Here is a 16048-nt window from a genome sequence, read left to right as displayed (position 1 = left end):
CGATCAGAAGCGGTCGATCCGGTAGGGGTGGAGGTCGATGGGCGGCGTGGCCCCAGTCACGAGGTCGCCGATGAGGCGCCCCGTCGTTGCGGCGTAGGTCACGCCCAGGTGGCCGTGGCCGGTGGCGTAGAAGACCCCGGGTGTCCTGGCCGAGCGGCTGATGATCGGCACGGTGTCGGGCAGGGCAGGGCGGTGGCCCATCCACTCGGTCGCCTGCCCGACGCGGAGGTTCGGCAGCGCCTCGCGCGCGCGGCGCACCGTCACCTTGGAGCGGCGGTAGTCCGGGGCGGCGTCCAGCCCGCCATCTCCACCGTCCCGCCCACGCGGATGCCGCCCGCCGTGGGCGTCACCATGAAGGCGCGCGCCGGCCAGATGATCGAGTGCCGGAGCGACAGCCCCGGGTCCGATGATCTGCGTGTGGTAGCCGCGCTCCGTCTCCAGCGGGATCGGCTCGCCCAGGAGCGCGGCGAGGATGCCGGTCCAGGCCCCGGCGCAGAGCACGACCTCCTCGGCCTCCAGAACCCGCCCGTCCTTGAGCCGCACCCCGGTGATCCGGTCGGAGCGGTCGAAGCCCAGGACCTCGCCTCGCTCGATGCGCCCGCCGAGGGCCTGGAACCGCTCGGCAAGCAGCGTCACGTAGCGGTGCGGCGACTTCAGCGAGCGGTTGTCGAGGAAGAGCACCGCCTTGCCGATCTTCGTCGTGATCTCCGGCTCCAGGTCGCGGATCGCGTTCCCGCCCAGCACCTCGTAGGCGAAGCCGAAGCGGTCGAGGATCTCGATGTGGTCGCGGTCGGCCCGGAACTCCGCCTCGTCGGCGTAGAGCGACAGGCAGCCGGTCTCGGTGAGCTGGTCCGCCGCCCCGATCTCCTTGAGGAGCGCCTCGGTGTCGCCCAGCGCGAGCTTGCAGAGCGCCGCCCCCTGCTCCTCCAGCTCGCGCAGCTTCGTGGGCCGGCTCGCGGCCAGGAAGCGCAGGAACCACGGCACGAGGCGCGGCATGTAGCCGGGCCGCACCCGCACCGGTCCCTCGGGGTCCAGCATCCAGCCCGGGATCTGCCTCCAGACCGAGGGCCGGGAGGCCGGCATGAACTCGGTCACGGCGATGGAGGCCATGTTGCCGAAGGAGGCGCCCATGCCGGGCTCCCCCTTGTCCACCAGCACCACCTCGCGGCTGCGCTTCTGCAGATCGTGGGCGATGGAGACGCCGATGATGCCGGCGCCGACGACGACGGTGGTCATGTCAGGCCGGAACCGCCATGCGCTGGGCCGGGGCGGCGAGGAGCGGCTCCATCGCGGCGCGGAACTCGGCCTTCTCCTCGTCCGTGAGGGGGCCGAGCGGCGCGCGGCACTCGCCCATGGGGAGGCCCTGCAGATCGCAGCCGTACTTGATCTTCTGCACGAACTTGCCGGATTCGAGGATGTTCATGGCGCGGTAGAGCGTCTTCATCAGCGCCTTGGCCCCGTCGAGGTCGCCCGCCCGGTACAGCCGGTCGAGGTCACAGCAGGCCTTTGCCATGCAGTTCGACGGCCCGCAGATCCAGGCGTCGGCGCCCCAGAACATGAAGTCGAGCGCGATGTCGTCCGAGCCCGAGACGAGCTGGATCCGGCCCTCGTAGCGGCTCGCGATGTCGATCGCGCGCTGCAGGCTGCCCGAGCTTTCCTTAATCCCCAGGACGCGCGGGTTGTCGGCGAAGTGGTCCATCAGCTCGAAGCTGATGTCCGAGCCGTCCTTGGCCGGGTAGCTGTAGAGCACGATGGACACGTCCACCGCGTCCAGCACCGTCTCGTAATGCCGGATCAGCTCGGCTTGCGTCGGGCGCGTGTAGAAGGGCGGAGCGAGCAGCACGGTGTCGTAGCCGATCTCCTTGGCCATCCGGGTCTGCTCGATCACCTCGCGCGTGGCGGAGGCGTTCGTGCCGGCGATCAGGGTCTCGCCCGGCAGGGCGAAGTCCTTGACGAACTGCAGCACCTGCCGGCGCTCCTCGGTGGACTGCGAGAAGTACTCGCCGGTCGAGCCGTTGGGAACCCAGCCGCTCACGCCGGCGGCGCGGAGGTGCGTGAGCAGGCGCTCGAAGGCCTTGAAGTCGATCTGGCCGTCCGCGCCGAACGGCGTGACGAGCGCGGGGAGGACGCCCTTGAGCTTCATGGTCGGTGTTCCTTGTCCTGGGGCCGGGTCAGACGGCCAGCTTGCGGAGGATGCGCCCTTCCAGCACGGCCACGGCGCGTGTCAATGGGAAGGCGACGGCGAAGTAGATCAGCGCGACGGCCGTCAGCACCTCGACGGGCCGGGCGGTGTTGTTCGAGATGTTCTGGCCGACGAACATGAGGTCGGCCATGCCGACGGCCGAGACCAGCGAGCTTTCCTTGAAGAGGCTGATCGCGTTCGACAGCAGCGTGGGCGTTGCGCGCAGGAGCGCCTGAGGCAGGATCACCGAGGTTATCCGCACACGGGCCGGCAGCCCCAGCGCCACGCAGGCGTCCATCTGCTCGCGCCCGACGGTGCCGAGCGAGGACCGGAACGTCTCGGAGGTGATGGCTCCGGTGTAGAGCGTCAGCGCGATCACGCCCGAGACGAAGCTCGACAACTCCACGCCGAGGAGGATCGGCAGACAGAAGAAGATCCAGAAGAGCTGGATCAGCACCGGCGTGCCGCGGAAGAACTCGACGTAGACGGTCGAGACGGCACGGAGGAGCCGGCTGCCCGAGCGGCGGGCCAGCGCGAGCAGGAAGCCCAGGGCGCCGCCGGTCACGATGCAGATCAGCGTGAGCCGCACCGTGAGCCAGAGGCCGTAGGCCAGGGCGTCGGCGAAGCGGGGCAGGATGCTGAAGTCGAGATGCATGGCTCTCTCCTCAGGCCATGGCCACGGCGCGCCGCCGCTCCAGCCAGCCCACGACCTGGCTGACCGGGAAGGACACCGCGAAGTAGACGAGCGCGACCAGCGTGAAGGTCTCGATGGGCCGGTAGGTCTTGGTGGCGAGGGACTTGGCCTCGTACATCAGGTCCGGCACGGCGACGATGGCCACCAGCGCGCTCTGCTGGAAGATGACGATGCCGTTAGTGAGAAGCACCGGCATGGCCAGCCGCAGCGCCGTGGGCAGGATGACATGGAGCGTGCTCTGGAGCGGCGAGAGGCCGAGCGCCACGGCCGCGTCGCGCTGCTCGCGCGGGACGGCCTGGATCGCGGCCCGGTAGGCTTCGCCGTTGAAGGCGGCGAGGTTGAGGCCCAGCGCCAGGATGCCCATGGTCATCGAGCCCAGGTAGAGGTTGAAGAGCATGGGCACGCAGTAGAAGAACCAGACGATCTGCACGATGGCCGGCGTGCATCGGAAGAACTCCACGAAGGCCACGGCCGGAAGGCGTACCAGCCTGACCGGGCTCAAGACGAGCAGGGCCACTGCGAAGCCCAGCACGAGCCCCATGGCGTTCGCCGCCAGTGTGAGCTGGATCGTGACCCAGAGCCCCTCCAGGAGTGGCCCGAAGTGCCGCGTGACGGCGCCGAGGTCGAGGACGTAGTCCATCGCTCTCCCCTCAGGCCCGGATGTGGAAGACGCGGTTGATGAACTCGCGCGTCCGCTCGTGGATCGGCTTGCCCAGGACCTGCTCGGGCGGGCCGTCCTCGACGACCACGCCGCCCGCGCAGAAGATCACCCGGCTCGCGATGTTCCGGGCGAACCACATGTCGTGGGTGACGATCACCATCGGCATCGCCTGCGCCGCGAGCTCCAGCATCACCTGCTCGACCTCGGCCACCAGCTCGGGGTCGAGCGCGGAGGTCACCTCGTCGAAGAGCATGAGCTTGGGGTCGAGCATCAGCGCCCGCGCGATGGCGACGCGCTGCTTCTGCCCGCCCGAGAGCTGCGCCGGGTAGGCCCCGGCCCTGGCGCCCAGGCCGAAGCGGTCGAGCAGCGCCTGCGCCCGTGCCTTGGCCGAGGCCGTGCCCTCGCCGTTCACCTTGCAGGGCGCGAGGACGAGGTTCTGCAGCACGCTCAGGTGCGGGAACAGCGTGTAGTGCTGGAACACCATGCCGATGCTGCGGCGCACCTCGGTGTCGATCACGGTCTTGCCGTTCCTTACCGTGATGTAGGGCCGCCCGCCGAAGCTGATGTTGCCGGCATCGACCTTCTCGAGGCCCATCAGCACCCGCAGGAGCGTGCTCTTGCCGCCTCCCGAGGGCCCGATGACGACCACCCGGTCCCCGCGCTTCATCTCGATGTCGAGCCCCTGGAGCACCTTCACCGCCCCATAGCTCTTGTGCAGCCCTTCCATCCGGACCAGGGCCGTCTGGTCTCTCGTGCCGTCGAACATGCCGTCGTCCTCCCGCAGGGACGGGGGGGCCAGCCTTGGGCCAGCCCCCTCCGGGTCAGTTGCCGGTCGCTAGGACCTGGTCCACGGCGTCGTGGATCAACTGCTCGACATGGCCGGTCGCGACCTTCTCCTCGAGGAAGATGTTCACCACCTCGACGTCCTGCGCCGACACGCTCGCCGGCAGGCCGAAGGCCACGCCCTGCTTGGCCAGGGCGGGGGTCGGGTTGAAGGCCACGGCCCAGTCGGGGTTCGACTGCGTGAAGAGCTGGTTGGTGTCCGAGGCATCCACGAGGATGTCGGCCCGGTGCGACACGACGGCGAGGCGCGTCTCGTCGTTCGAGGGCAGCCGCAGGATCGTGGCGTTGTGGACGGCGGCCGCGATCGCCGTGTCTTGGGCCGTGCCGGACATCACGGCGAGGGTGACGCCCTCCTGGTCGATGTCCGCGACCGATTGCGGGTTCGCCGGGATCTTGGGGTTGTTCTGGTCGTAGGCCAGCGAGATCTGATACTCCATCGCCGGGATCGAGAACTGGACCGCCATGGCCCGGACCGGCGTCCGGTTCAGCGCCAGCGACAGGTCCCATCGGCCCGCCTGCAGGCCGGCCACGATGTTGTCCCAGGTCGTGTCCACGAACTCGGGCTGGACTTCGAGGGTGGCGGCGAACTCGCGGCAGAGCTCGGCGAAGAAGCCCGAGTACTCGCCCGTCGCCGGATCGCGCATGACATAGGGCGGCGCGACGGCGGCCCCGCAGCGCAGCGTGCCCGAAGCCTGCACCTGCTGCCAGTAGCTCCCGGCCTCCTGGGCGGCCGCGAGGTTCGCCATGCCGGCGACGAGCGCCAGCGCGACCGGGGCAAGGATCCGATCCATCCGCATTCCATTCTCCTGTTGAGGCGCCTTGCGCCATGAGGGGTCGCCAGCCTGCGCTGGTCTGCTGCTCTTGTGTCAACACGGTGCCGACAAGGTGAGAGCATGTCGACAGGGTGACGGCAGGTCAAGCGTTTTCGTGCAGCGTGTCGACAGGGCGGCGGCGGACCGCTATGTTGCTCGTCAGTTGCGAGGTGAAGGAATGCAGGACGTCGTCGAGATGAGGCCCGCCAAGGGAGCGGGATGGAAATGGGTCTACGAGACCCTGAAGGACGAGATCCTCGCCCTTGCGCTGCCTCCGGGGGAGCTCCTCGACGAGACCTCGCTGGCCGAACGGTTCGGGATGTCCCGCTCGCCGGTGCGCGAGGCCCTGATCCGCCTGGCCAACGACGAGCTCGTCACGACGCTGCCGAACCGCTCCACGATCGTGGCGCCGATCGACGTGGTGAGCTTTCCCAAGTACGTCGAGGCGCTCGACATCCTCCAGCGGATGAACACCCGCTTGGCCGCCGAGCTGCGGACCCCCGCTGACCTCAAGGCCATCGCCAGGCGCCAGAAGGACTTCGAGGCGGCGGTGAAGGGGGGCAACCATCTCGCCATGTCCGAAGCCAACAAGCAGTTCCACATGGCCATCGCCAAGGCCGGACGGAACCCCTTCATGACGTCCTTCTATGAACGGATGCTCGACCAGGGCCGCCGGATGCTGCACCTGCACTTCGAGTACCTGGAGCGCACGCACGACGGCTACCTGCTCACCGACGAGCACGACGAGATGCTCGAGGCCATCCGCAGCCAGGATGTCGAGCGCGCGGATGCGCTGGCGCACGCCCACACGCGGCAGTTCCGCGACAACTTCATCAGCTTCATGACGGAGAACTACACGCAGGGCGTCGTCCTCAGGCAGACGGCTCTCTAGTCCCGCCAGGCGGGGTGGTCGTGCCGCTTGGTCCCGACGGGCCCGGCGCGCCGGATTTTGCCGAGAGCAAGGAGAAGGATCATGTCCGGACAGAAGGTGGCCCTCGTCGTCGGGGGTGGCAGCGGCATGGGGGCGGCGGTGGCGCGGCGCCTCGGGGCCGATGGCTACGCGGTGGGGGTGCTGTCCTCCTCCGGCAAGGGCGAGGCGCTGGGCCTGGAGCTGGGCGGCTTCGGCGTCACCGGCTCGAACCAGTCGGCCGAGGACCTCAAGCGCCTCGTCGATGGCGCCATGGAGCGCTGGGGCCGCATCGACGCGCTCGTGAACAGCGCCGGCCACGGCCCCCGGGCGCCGCTCCTCGAGATCAGCGACGAGGACTGGCACAAGGGGATGGATATCTACTTCCTGAACGTGGTGCGGGCGGTGCGGCTGGTGGCGCCGGTCATGAGGTCCCAGAAGGGCGGGGCGATCGTCAACATCTCCACCGCCTGGGTCCACGAGCCCTCGCCCCTGTTCCCGACCTCGGCCGTGGCGCGGGCGGGCCTCGCCGCCTACACCAAGCTCTTCGCCGACAGCTTCGCGGCCGAGAACGTCCGGATGAACAACGTCCTGCCCGGCTGGATCGACAGCCTGCCCCAGGTGGAGGAGCGTCGGGCGGGCGTGCCGATGGGCCGCTACGGCACGGCCGAGGAGATCGCGGCGACGGTGGCGTTCCTGCTCTCGGATGGGGCCGGCTACATCACCGGACAGAACCTGCGGGTGGACGGCGGGCTCATGCGGAGCGTCTGACCCCGGCCTCCCTCTGCCATCCCCAAGGGCGCCGGCGACGCGAACAGGTGGAGCGGGCCAGGATCGGCGACCGGAGCCGGCGAAGGGCCAGGATCGCCGACGCCTGATCGCTGGCGAGGCAGGAGGGGGCGAGCTCGGCGCTCTGGGGGACCGGCCCCGGCCCTGCGCCGCTCCGCGCATGAGGCGCAGGGTGCCGGCTCATGGGCGGGCCGCCCGGTTGGCTCGGCAGGTCTCCATCGCCGGCGAGGCCGGCAAGGAGCGCCGCGCGGGCAGCAGGGTGATGAGCGCCAGCCCCGCCAGGACCAGGAGAGCGCCCAGGACCTTCTGCCCCGTGACCGTCTCGCCCACCACCGCGCTGGCCAGGAGCCAAGCCGTGACCGGCTCGGCCAGCGCGAGCGTGACGGCCGTCGAGGCGGCGACGCGCGTCAGGCCCCAGGTGTAGAGCGCGTAGGAAAGGCCCGTGACGCCCACGCCGAGGAAGCCGATCCACATCCAGCCCTGAGGGGAGGCCATCCAGCCCAGGGGCGCGACGGCCAGCACGGGCGAGGTCATGAGGGCCGCCACGCCGAAGGTCGCGGCGGCGGTCGTTGCCGGAGGCGCGCGATGGCCCACCTGGCTGGTGACCATGGAGTAGGTCGCGTAGCAGGCCGCCGCCCCGGCCGCGAGCGCGACCCCGAGGAGCGAGCCCGCCTGGCCGCCGCCGGCCAGGGCCAGGAAGCCCACGCCGAGGATGGCGACGCCCTGCCCGAGCAGCCGCAGGCCCGCGGGCCGCTCCCGATTGACGATCACCTCGAAGGCGGTGGCCCACAGCGGCGCACTGCCGATGGCGATGGCCGTGCCGATGCCAACCCCCGTCTCCGTCACCGCCCGGAAGAACAGGAGGTTGTAGCCGCCGATGGCAAGGCCCGCGAGGAGGATGCCGCCCCAGGGCAGGCGCGCGAAGGCCCGCCGGCTCTCGGGCCGGGCCAGCGCGATCAGCAGCAGCGTCGACGCGCCGACCAGGAGCCGGAGGGCGCCGACCGCAAGGGGATCGCGGTCCTCCGGCAGGAAGGTCTGGACCGTTCCGGTCGTGCCCCAGAGGAGCGCCGCCATCAGGATGGCGCCGACGCCCGGCAGTCTCGAGGAGGTCGTCATCCCGGACTCCATCACATGGATTCCGGTGGAGCATACCCGAACGCGGGCCCGACCTCTTGGCCGGGCGTTCCAGCCTATGGGCCGGGCGTCCCGTCCGCGCGACGCCACGCGCCCGGGGTGCGGCCTGTCTCCCTCCGCATGGCCCGCGTGAGGGCGCTCTGGTCCGAGAAGCCGCAGGTCAGGGCGACCTCGGCCAAAGGCAGGCGACGGTCGGACAGGAGGCTGCGCGCCGCCGTCAGCCGGGCGCGGGTGATGAACCGGCCAGGGGAGGTGTCGCCGTCCTCCGCCAGGAGCCGGTACAGGCCCGACCGGCTGACGCCCGCCTCCCGTGCCAGGCGCGTCACCGACCACTCCGCCCCCGGTTCGCGCCGGATGGCCTGCCGGAGGAGCTCGAGGGTCCGCCGGCCCGGATCGGGCTGGCCGAAGGTACCGGTCAGGAGGCAGGCCAAGGCGGCCCGCTCGTGGTCCGCGAGGTCGCAGGAGGCCATGCGCAAGGCCGCGAAGTCGAGCAGTTGCCGCATCGCGGGCCGGGGCGCGAAGAAGCACCCCCGCCGGAGGCTGTCCTGGGCGGCGTCGGGGAGCGCGGCGGCCGGCATGTCCAGGATCAGCGAGCGGTTGGACCCATGCCCCGCCTGCGTGTGTACCTCTCCGGGGGCCACGAACGCCGACAGCCCCGAGGACAACCGCGCCCCACGTCCGGCGATCTCGATCTCCAGCTCGCCTTGCAGGGGCATCACGACCTGCACGAAGTCATGCGCGTGGAGCACCCCGGCGCCATCATAGGAGCGGACGTGAAGAGCGGGTTGCATCGGCGACCTCGGCGAGCACTGCATCTGTCGGTGAGGGCAGGCGGCCATGCGCCGCCCTCGGAACGCCGGATCCATAGCGATCCTCGGGCTCGGGTGCACAGGGCCTTGGCCATGGAACGTTCGGCTGGGGTCGGTGAGACGGGGCCAAGGGGCGAAGAGATCGGACATGAGCGGCCCACGCGTGTCCCTCGTCTTCCGCCCCGGTCAGGAGATGGAGCCTCGCTATTGTGGGACGTCCCGCATCTGCTGAACGCTCCGGCCGGATCGGTTGCCATGCGACCGGCAGATCCCCTGAGGAGGGCGGGCGAGTGCGGCCTTCAGGGCAGATCGCCCGACGCATTGAGGACGCGGTCGACGGTCGAGGCCGAGACACCGGCCGCCTTGGCCACATCGCGCGGTCGTCTTTCGTCCCATGGTCCCGACGTCCGTCCCTTGAAGAGATCTCTTCAACGTAATCGTTCCTGCCCGCGGCGCTCCGTCCTATGCAAGCCCCGATCAAGGGCTTGGGGAGGGGATCGATGATCGAGCTTGCCGTGTCCGGGACGGGCCGGATCGGCCAGGTCCATGCGCGGAACCTGGCGACGCTGCCCGGGGTGCGGCTGAAGTACCTGGTCGATCCCGTCGTCGGCGCCGCGCGCGACGAGCTGGCCGCCCGCACCGGGGCGCAAGTGGTCGAGCCCGGCGAGGCCTTTGCCGACCCCGATGTGTCAGGCGTGGTCATCGCCAGCCCGACCGACACCCATGCGGCGCTGCTGCTGGACGCCGTGGCCACGCGGAAGGCGATCTTCTGCGAGAAGCCGATCAGCCTCGACTTCCCCACCGTCGCCCGCGTCGCCGCTCAGGTCGAGGCCTCGGGCCTGCCGGCGATGCTGGGCTTCCAGCGCCGCTACGACCCCAGCTTCCGTGCCGTGCGCGAGCGTATCGCGGCGGGCACCAGCGGGCGGCTCGAGCAGCTCGTCATGCACACCCGCGACCCGGCGCCGCCGCCGATCCCTTATGTCCGGGTCTCGGGCGGGATGCTGCGGGACCAGGCGATCCACGACTTCGACCAGGCCCGCTACATGACGGGCGAGGAGATCGTCTCGGTCTACGCCGTGGGCAACTGCCAGATCGACCCTGCCATCGGCGCGGCGGGGGACATCGACAGCCTGATGGTGACGATGCTCACCGCCTCGGGGCGGATGGTGCAGATGTCGAACAACCGGCGCGCGCCCCTGGGCTACGACCAGCGGCTCGAGGCGCATTGCGCGAACGAGGTCCTGTTCATCGACAACCGGCCCCAGAGCGACGTTCGCATCGCCGGCCCCGCCGGCGCGCGACCGCCCCGCCGATGGACTATTTCATCAGCCGCTTCGAGGCCGCCTACCGCACCGAGATGGCCGCCTTCGTCGAGATGGTCCGCAGCGCCGCCGCGCCACTCGCGGGCATCCGCGACGGCATCGAGGCACAGCGCCTGGCCGAGGCCGCGCTCGTATCCATCGCCACTGGCGCACCCGTCGCGCTCACTCCTGACTGGCAACCTTGAGGCCGCCCATGACCCAAGCCAACCTTCCCGCCGGCGTCCGCCTCGGCGTGTCGCCGCTCTCCTGGACCAACGAGGTGCTCGAGGAGCTGGGCGGCGACATCCCGCTGGAGACCTGCCTCTCCGAGGCCGCCGGCAACGGCTACGCGGGCGTCGAGCTCGGCCGCAAGTTTCCGCGCGATCTCGCGGTGCTGGGGCCGCTCCTCAAGGCGCATGGTTTGGCGCTCGCCTCTGGCTGGCACTCCGGTTTCCTGGCCGAGCGCGACATCGCGGCCGAGATGGAGGCGGTGCGCGACCACGCCACGCTCCTCGCCGCGCTTGGGGCCGAGGTGATGGTCTATGGCCCCGTGGGCCGCATGGCGCCAGAGACGCCGCTCGACATCCCGATGACGAACCGGGTCCGGCTGACCGCCGACGAGGCCACGACCTACGCCGACCGGCTGCGCGAGTTCGAGGTGCGGCTCTTCGGCGAGCACGGGCTCAAGCTCGCCTATCACCACCACCTGATGATGGTGGCCGAGACCTTCGACGAGGTGTCCCGCGTCATCGAGCGCGCCCGCTGCGGCCTGCTGGTGGACACCGGCCACGCCTTCGCGGCGGGCTGGGACTACGCCCGGCTCTTCGAGCGCTTCGGCGACCTCGTCACCCACATCCACCTCAAGGACGTGCGGGCCGAGCGGCTGGCCGAGGTGCGTGAGCGGGACCTGTCGTTCAACGACGCCGTCCGGATGGGGATGTTCACCGTGCCGGGGGATGGGGCGGTCGACTTCGCGCCGGTCGCTGACTTCGTCCGCCGCTCGGGCTACCAGGGCTGGCTGATCGTCGAGGCCGAACAGGACCCGTCCCGCCCCGAGGCGAGCCCCAGGGCCGCGACGAAGCGGGCTTTCGACCACGTCACCGCGCTGTTCCGAGAATGAGCATGACCAAGCGACTGAACATCGGCCTGATCGGATCGGGCTTCATGGGGCAGGCCCATGCCGACGCCTTCGCCCGTGCGAAGCTCCTCTACCGCAACCTGCCCGCCGTGCCGCATCTCTACATGCTGGCCGATGCAAGCGAGGAACTCGCCGCGAGCGCCGCGCGCCGCTTCGGGTTCGAGAGGTCCACGGGCGACTGGCGCGCGCTGGTCAGCGACCCTGGCGTCGACGTGGTGGACATCACCTCGCCCAACGCGCTGCACCACGAGATGGCGCTGGCGGCCATCACGGCGGGCAAGCACGTCTACTGCGAGAAGCCCCTATCGGTGACGCTGGCCGAGGCCGATGAGATGGCCGCCGCCAAGGCCAAGGGCGTCAAGACCATGGTCGTCTTCAACAACGTCAAGACGCCGGCCGCGATGCTCGCCAAGCAGTTGATCGAGCGTGGCGACATCGGCCAGCCCATGCGGTTCCGCGGCTGGTTCGACGCAGGGCTTCTTCAACGACCCAGACCTGCCGTTCTCCTGGCGCTGCACCCGCAAGGAGGCGGGCTCGGGCGCGCTGGGCGACCTGGGCAGCCACGTGATCTCGGTCGCGCAGTACCTGATGGGCGACATCGAGAGCACCATCGCCCAGGCGCAGACCTACTTCCCGACGCGGCCCGTCCCGCAGGGCGGCTCGGGCTAGCGCGCGGCGGGGGGCCGATGCGCCGCGCGCCGAGGTCGAGAACGAGGACCAGATCCAGGCGCTGGTCCGCTTCCGCTCGGGCGCGGGCGGCACCATCGAGGCGAGCCGCGTCGCGGCGGGCAAGGTCTTCGGCATCTATTGGGAGGTCTCGGGCACCGAGGGCACCATCATCATGGACGGCGAGCGCTTCAACGAGCTCAAGGTCTCGCGCTTCGGCGACCCCAAGCCCGACCGGGGCTTCAAGACGATCTACGCCGGGAGCCAGGTGCCGCAGTTCTCGGCCTTCTTCGGCTTCGACTTCGCGGGCGGGGGCCTGGGCTACTTCGACGTCAAGGTGATCGAGGTGCGCGACCTGATCGAGGGCATCGCCAACGGCGCCGACTGCTATCCCAACTTCGACTTCGGCCTTGCCAACGAGCGCGTCATCGACGCCATGGAGCGCAGCCTGCAATCCCGCGCCTGGGAAACGATCCCGGCCTGAGCCCCCACACGGAGACGCGCCATGACCTTCCCCACCGCCCTGCCGCCCTCGCGCGTGCCCTCGCCCATGGAGGCGCCCGCGCTGCGATGGGGCATCCTCGGGACCGGCTGGATCGCCCGCCAGTTCATCGCCAGCGTGCAGGCCCATACTCGCCAGATCATCGCCGCCGTCGGGTCGCGCAGCGCTGGGACCGCCAGGGACTTTGCCGCGCAGCATGGCATCCCTCGCGCGCATGGCAGCTACGAGGACCTCGTGGCGGACCCCGGGGTCGACGTCGTCTATGTCACCACGCCGCACAACCTGCACCACGAGCACGCGCTGCTGGCGCTGAATGCGGGCAAGCCCGTGCTGGTTGAGAAGCCCATCGCGCTCACCCGCGCGCAGGCGGCCGAGATGGTGGCGCTCGCCCGCTCCAAGGGCGTGTTCTTCGCGGAGGCGCTCTGGACCTACTTCCTGCCGAAGTTCGACGTGATCGAGCAGGTCCTCGAGTCGGGCGTACTGGGCGAGGTCCGCTCGGTCTGGACCGAATACGGCGAATACCTGCCCCCGAGCCATCGCCTGTTCGACCCCAAGCTCGCCGGCGGGCCGCTCCTCGACCTCGGGACCTACCCGGTCTCGCTCATCACGAAGCTGATGGGGGTGCCGGGTCGCGTGGCAGGCCTGGGTCAGCCGGACCCGAGTGGCGTCAACGGCCAGCTCGCCGTCGTGATGAGCAACGCGGCCGGGAACATCGGCACGATGGCCACGTCGCCCTATGGCTTCAGCCCGACCCAGGCCGCAATCATCGGCACGGAGGCCACGCTCCGTTTCGGCAGCGAGTTCAACCTCCCCGGTCCCTTCGAGCTGCGGTCGCGCGGGAACGACGTCGTCCTGCGCTACTAGGAGCCTGCGGGGCGGCACTTCGAGGGGCTGTTCCACGAGGCCGCCGAGGTCGCGCGCTGCATCGCCGCGGGCCGGACCGAAACCCTTTGCCGCCCGCTCGACGCCTCGCTCGACACCATGGAGACGCTCGACCTGATCCGCGCGTCGGTCGGCATCGACTTCGCGGCAGCGGGCTTGTCGGAATAGCGAGAGAGCACGCGCCCAAGGGTGTGCCGGACGGGAACCGGCCAGATCCAGGACCTATGAGCACGTCGGACCCGCAGCGGGCTCGATGACCCCTGCCGCCCGATCCGGGCCGGTTCAGGCGCCCCATCCTGGCTGGAGGCGCAGGCGAAGGGCAGCGGCGGGGCCGATGGCTCATCACCGGAAACGTGACGTGGATGGGCCGCCTCTGGGTCGGCCGCCCAATGGTTCCCTTGCGGGATCGGAGACGCGGAGGGCGAGCCAGCAGGACGACGGAAAGCCGCCTAGGATAGGGATGCTGGTTGCGCCTGCGGCACAGGATCGACGGCCCGCCGTTCCCGTGCCACCGTCTTGAGGCCCCTAAGCTTGCTCAGGTGGCGCCGCATGAGATCGGATGCCTCCTCGTTCTTCCGGGAGAGGATTCGGTCGAGGATGGCCACATGCTCCTGGCAGCGCTCCCGCGTCACGTCGCGGTCGAGCATCTGCCGATAGTCGATGAGGCGGCGCAGGCGGTCGACCCGGCGCAGCGATTCGATGAAGAAGGCGTTGCGGCTGCATTCCATGATCGTCTCGTGCAGGCCGCTGTTCATCTCGAAGAGCCTGGTGTCGGGCACCTCGAACACGCCACCGTCGATCAGCCAGACCTGCTCGGCGCGCCGAGCCTCCAGCGCATGTCGGTCGAGCGTCCAGCGCGGCTCGAGCAGGGCCGCCGGCTCGATGACGAGGCGGAAGCGGTAGCTGTCCTCGTAGGCTTCGAGCGAGGTGAGGATGGGCAGGAAGGTCCAGCCATGACCTGGCAGCCGCTCGATCCAGCCCTCCTGCGCCATCCGCCTCAGGAGCCGCGTCAGGCGCGCGCGGGTGAGGCTGTAGCGCCGCAGGAGCTCGTTCTCGGTGATCCGCTCCGGCAGGTCGCCGGCGACCCGGTCGTCGGCGATTCGCCGATAGGCGGCCTCGTCCTCGCTCGGCGGCTCCCGCAGCACGGGCAGGGCCTCGGCCGCCCCGAGATCGACGATCCGGCAGCCGCGTTCCCCTGGAACCAGAACACCGGCCCTCACGAGCAGGGACAAGGCGCTGCGGACCGGCGAGCGGGACGACGCGGAAGCGCTCCGCGAGCTTGCGCTCGGTCACGCGATCGCCCGGCTTCAGGTCATCGGCGCGCATCTCCTCGACCATGCCGTTCGCCAAGCGGAGGACGAGAGGGGTCGGGTTGGTATCCATGCCACGCATCATATCGGGTCTTTACGCTTGTGAAATACCAAAATGGCGCGTAGTCGGCATTTGCAAGGATCAAAAGACCAACCTGAGGCGGGCGTCCAGGCGTAGGGGGACGAATGCGACTGCTGGTGCTGCCGGGCGATGGAATCGGCCCCGAGATCACGGCTTCAACCCTGCGCGTGCTCGACGCCGTGCGGGTGCGGCTGTCGCTCGATGTTCAGGTCGAGAGCATGGACATCGGCCTTGCCTCCCTGGCCACGCAGGGCACCACCCTGCCCGAGGCGGTGATGCGCCGCATCCCCGAGGTGGACGGCGTGATCCTGGGGCCGGTCTCGCACTACGAGTATCCGCCCAAGGACAGGGGCGGCCTGAATCCCTCGGGCGAGCTTCGAACCAAGTTCGAGCTCTTCGCCAACATCCGCCCGTGCCGGTCGCTGCCGGACCTCTCGATCCTGCGCAAGCCCATGGACCTCGTGATCGTGCGCGAGAACACCGAGGGCTTCTACTCGGACCGCAACATGTTCGCCGGCAGCGGGGAGTTCATGCCGGATCCCGACATGGCCCTGTCGGTGCGGAAGATCACGGCACGCGCCTCGTCGCGCGTGGCCCGCGCGGCCTTCGATCTGGCGCGCGGCCGCCGCAGGAAGGTCGCGGCGGTCCACAAGGCCAACGTGGTCAAGCTGTCGGACGGGCTGTTCCTGCGCGAGGTCCGCAAGGTCGCGCAGGAATTCCCGGAGGTGCAGCTCGAGGAGCTGATCGTGGATGCCGCCGCCGCGCACCTGATCCGCTCGCCCGACAGGTTCGACGTGATCGTCACGACCAACATGTTCGGCGACATCCTTTCGGACGAGGCCTCCGAGCTCTGCGGGTCGCTTGGCCTCGGCGGCTCGATCAACGCAGGGGACGGCATCTGCGTGGCCCAGGCGCAGCACGGCTCGGCGCCGGACATCGCGGGGCAGGGGGTGGCGAACCCGACCTCGCTGATCCTGTCGTTGGCCATGCTGCTGGAATGGCTGGGCCAGCGCCACGGCGACGCCCGGCTTTCGCAGGGGGCGTCGCTGGTCGAGGCGGCGGTGGAAGAGACCATCAGGAATCCGGCGACCCGGACGCGCGACCTCGGCGGCACGCTTGGAACCGAAGGGTTCACGGAGCAGCTCTGCCAAAGGCTCGCGCCGACCGGAGAACCCAAGACGGCGCCCTGAGGAGGGCCGCGGCCGAACGATCGAGGACGAGCGACACAAGGGGGAGGAGACCCATGCTCAGGTTGACGCGCAGGATGGTTGCGGTTGTGGCGGCGGGCACGCTGCTGGCGGGTCCGGGGGTGGCGCAGGAGGGGGCGGGGCTGGGG

Annotated in this window: 17 protein-coding genes and 3 pseudogenes; 10 read left to right on the top strand and 10 right to left on the bottom strand. The window is 70.1% G+C overall.

The features are described 5' to 3' along the window. Positions 1-3 precede the first annotated feature (3 nt). From RUMESO_RS05470 to RUMESO_RS05445, 6 genes are read right to left on the bottom strand one after another with little or no spacing between them, the layout of a single operon-like run. Positions 4-1236, bottom strand: a complete 1233-nt coding sequence (locus RUMESO_RS05470; RefSeq protein ID WP_082483371.1) for an NAD(P)/FAD-dependent oxidoreductase — start codon at positions 1234-1236, stop codon at positions 4-6. Between the two features lies 1 nt (position 1237). Continuing rightward, positions 1238-2143, bottom strand: coding sequence for a 4-hydroxy-tetrahydrodipicolinate synthase (dapA, locus tag RUMESO_RS05465; RefSeq protein WP_051521054.1), 906 nt, complete (start codon positions 2141-2143; stop codon positions 1238-1240). A 28-nt stretch (positions 2144-2171) separates the two neighbouring features. Next, the gene (locus tag RUMESO_RS05460) at positions 2172-2837 is read right to left on the bottom strand and encodes an amino acid ABC transporter permease (protein WP_037278724.1); all 666 of its coding nucleotides are present in this window, start codon (positions 2835-2837) and stop codon (positions 2172-2174) included. A gap of 10 nt (positions 2838-2847) precedes the next feature. Beyond that, the gene (locus RUMESO_RS05455) at positions 2848-3516 is read right to left on the bottom strand and encodes an amino acid ABC transporter permease (RefSeq protein ID WP_037278722.1); all 669 of its coding nucleotides are present in this window, start codon (positions 3514-3516) and stop codon (positions 2848-2850) included. Positions 3517-3526: 10 nt separating this feature from the next. Beyond that, positions 3527-4303 (bottom strand): amino acid ABC transporter ATP-binding protein, encoded by a 777-nt coding sequence (locus RUMESO_RS05450; RefSeq protein WP_037278720.1) that lies wholly within the window; start codon positions 4301-4303, stop codon positions 3527-3529. A gap of 55 nt (positions 4304-4358) precedes the next feature. Then, on the bottom strand, positions 4359-5171 hold the full coding sequence (locus tag RUMESO_RS05445) for a substrate-binding periplasmic protein (RefSeq protein ID WP_156362696.1): 813 nt from the start codon (positions 5169-5171) through the stop codon (positions 4359-4361). Positions 5172-5370: 199 nt separating this feature from the next. Here RUMESO_RS05445 and RUMESO_RS05440 point away from each other — a divergent pair, with 199 nt between their 5' ends. Then, positions 5371-6084, top strand: coding sequence for a GntR family transcriptional regulator (locus RUMESO_RS05440; protein ID WP_037278716.1), 714 nt, complete (start codon positions 5371-5373; stop codon positions 6082-6084). Between the two features lie 81 nt (positions 6085-6165). Next, entirely contained in the window at positions 6166-6870 is a 705-nt protein-coding gene (locus RUMESO_RS05435) for an SDR family oxidoreductase (protein WP_037278714.1), read from the top strand. Between the two features lie 198 nt (positions 6871-7068). Here the strand turns inward: RUMESO_RS05435 and RUMESO_RS05430 are convergent, their stop codons facing one another. The 3 genes from RUMESO_RS05430 to RUMESO_RS28380 form a co-directional block, all read right to left on the bottom strand. Beyond that, complete coding sequence (locus RUMESO_RS05430; RefSeq protein WP_051521053.1) at positions 7069-8004, bottom strand: DMT family transporter; 936 nt, start codon at positions 8002-8004, stop codon at positions 7069-7071. Positions 8005-8078: 74 nt separating this feature from the next. Next, positions 8079-8813: a helix-turn-helix transcriptional regulator gene (locus RUMESO_RS05425; protein WP_082483378.1), complete on the bottom strand. Its 735-nt coding sequence runs from the start codon at positions 8811-8813 to the stop codon at positions 8079-8081. Positions 8814-9130: 317 nt separating this feature from the next. Continuing rightward, positions 9131-9202 (bottom strand): LacI family DNA-binding transcriptional regulator, encoded by a 72-nt coding sequence (locus tag RUMESO_RS28380; protein ID WP_082483377.1) that lies wholly within the window; start codon positions 9200-9202, stop codon positions 9131-9133. Between the two features lie 93 nt (positions 9203-9295). Between RUMESO_RS28380 and RUMESO_RS28375 the strand changes: the two are divergent. From RUMESO_RS28375 to RUMESO_RS05400, 7 genes and pseudogenes are all read left to right on the top strand, one after another. Next, positions 9296-10003, top strand: a pseudogene (locus RUMESO_RS28375) (Gfo/Idh/MocA family protein); the annotation flags it as partial. 140 nt (positions 10004-10143) lie between these two features. After that, on the top strand, positions 10144-10338 hold the full coding sequence (locus RUMESO_RS05415; RefSeq protein ID WP_051521051.1) for a Gfo/Idh/MocA family oxidoreductase: 195 nt from the start codon (positions 10144-10146) through the stop codon (positions 10336-10338). An 8-nt stretch (positions 10339-10346) separates the two neighbouring features. Continuing rightward, a complete protein-coding gene (gene iolE, locus RUMESO_RS05410; RefSeq protein ID WP_037278712.1) occupies positions 10347-11252 on the top strand; it encodes a myo-inosose-2 dehydratase in 906 nt (301 codons plus the stop codon). Beyond that, positions 11249-11629 (top strand): annotated as a pseudogene (locus RUMESO_RS28370) (Gfo/Idh/MocA family protein); the annotation flags it as partial. The gene iolE and the pseudogene RUMESO_RS28370, both read left to right, overlap by 4 nt. 67 nt (positions 11630-11696) lie before the next feature. Beyond that, entirely contained in the window at positions 11697-11939 is a 243-nt protein-coding gene (locus tag RUMESO_RS27700) for a Gfo/Idh/MocA family protein (protein ID WP_211262789.1), read from the top strand. 16 nt (positions 11940-11955) lie between these two features. Then, positions 11956-12420 (top strand): annotated as a pseudogene (locus tag RUMESO_RS27695) (Gfo/Idh/MocA family oxidoreductase); the annotation flags it as partial. A gap of 21 nt (positions 12421-12441) precedes the next feature. Further along, complete coding sequence (locus RUMESO_RS05400; protein WP_211262787.1) at positions 12442-13302, top strand: Gfo/Idh/MocA family protein; 861 nt, start codon at positions 12442-12444, stop codon at positions 13300-13302. A gap of 467 nt (positions 13303-13769) precedes the next feature. Here the strand turns inward: RUMESO_RS05400 and RUMESO_RS05395 are convergent, their stop codons facing one another. Next, a complete protein-coding gene (locus RUMESO_RS05395; RefSeq protein WP_211262786.1) occupies positions 13770-14552 on the bottom strand; it encodes a GntR family transcriptional regulator in 783 nt (260 codons plus the stop codon). 264 nt (positions 14553-14816) lie between these two features. On the opposite strand from RUMESO_RS05395, the gene RUMESO_RS05390 reads away from it, so the two are divergent. Continuing rightward, on the top strand, positions 14817-15902 hold the full coding sequence (locus tag RUMESO_RS05390; RefSeq protein ID WP_037278711.1) for an isocitrate/isopropylmalate dehydrogenase family protein: 1086 nt from the start codon (positions 14817-14819) through the stop codon (positions 15900-15902). Positions 15903-16048 lie beyond the last annotated feature (146 nt).

It is taken from the genome of Rubellimicrobium mesophilum DSM 19309 (assembly GCF_000600335.2).
In the GTDB taxonomy this organism is placed as follows: domain Bacteria; phylum Pseudomonadota; class Alphaproteobacteria; order Rhodobacterales; family Rhodobacteraceae; genus Rubellimicrobium; species Rubellimicrobium mesophilum.
The sequence above is the reverse complement of the archived record's forward strand: the minus strand, read 5'-3'. Positions and strand labels throughout refer to the sequence as shown.

Bases quoted from the DNA above. Each gene is read 5' to 3' on its own strand.
- RUMESO_RS05445 (WP_156362696.1), bottom strand. From the start codon at position 5,171: ATGGATCGGATCCTTGCCCCGGTCGCGCTGGCGCTCGTCGCCGGCATG.
- RUMESO_RS05430 (WP_051521053.1), bottom strand. From the start codon at position 8,004: ATGACGACCTCCTCGAGACTGCCGGGCGTCGGCGCCATCCTGATGGCG.
- RUMESO_RS05425 (WP_082483378.1), bottom strand. From the start codon at position 8,813: ATGCAACCCGCTCTTCACGTCCGCTCCTATGATGGCGCCGGGGTGCTC.
- RUMESO_RS05460 (WP_037278724.1), bottom strand. From the start codon at position 2,837: ATGCATCTCGACTTCAGCATCCTGCCCCGCTTCGCCGACGCCCTGGCC.
- RUMESO_RS05435 (WP_037278714.1), top strand. From the start codon at position 6,166: ATGTCCGGACAGAAGGTGGCCCTCGTCGTCGGGGGTGGCAGCGGCATG.
- RUMESO_RS05390 (WP_037278711.1), top strand. From the start codon at position 14,817: ATGCGACTGCTGGTGCTGCCGGGCGATGGAATCGGCCCCGAGATCACG.
- iolE (WP_037278712.1), top strand. From the start codon at position 10,347: ATGACCCAAGCCAACCTTCCCGCCGGCGTCCGCCTCGGCGTGTCGCCG.
- RUMESO_RS05470 (WP_082483371.1), bottom strand. From the start codon at position 1,236: ATGACCACCGTCGTCGTCGGCGCCGGCATCATCGGCGTCTCCATCGCC.
- RUMESO_RS05400 (WP_211262787.1), top strand. From the start codon at position 12,442: ATGACCTTCCCCACCGCCCTGCCGCCCTCGCGCGTGCCCTCGCCCATG.
- RUMESO_RS05455 (WP_037278722.1), bottom strand. From the start codon at position 3,516: ATGGACTACGTCCTCGACCTCGGCGCCGTCACGCGGCACTTCGGGCCA.
- dapA (WP_051521054.1), bottom strand. From the start codon at position 2,143: ATGAAGCTCAAGGGCGTCCTCCCCGCGCTCGTCACGCCGTTCGGCGCG.
- RUMESO_RS05440 (WP_037278716.1), top strand. From the start codon at position 5,371: ATGCAGGACGTCGTCGAGATGAGGCCCGCCAAGGGAGCGGGATGGAAA.
- RUMESO_RS05415 (WP_051521051.1), top strand. From the start codon at position 10,144: ATGGACTATTTCATCAGCCGCTTCGAGGCCGCCTACCGCACCGAGATG.
- RUMESO_RS05450 (WP_037278720.1), bottom strand. From the start codon at position 4,303: ATGTTCGACGGCACGAGAGACCAGACGGCCCTGGTCCGGATGGAAGGG.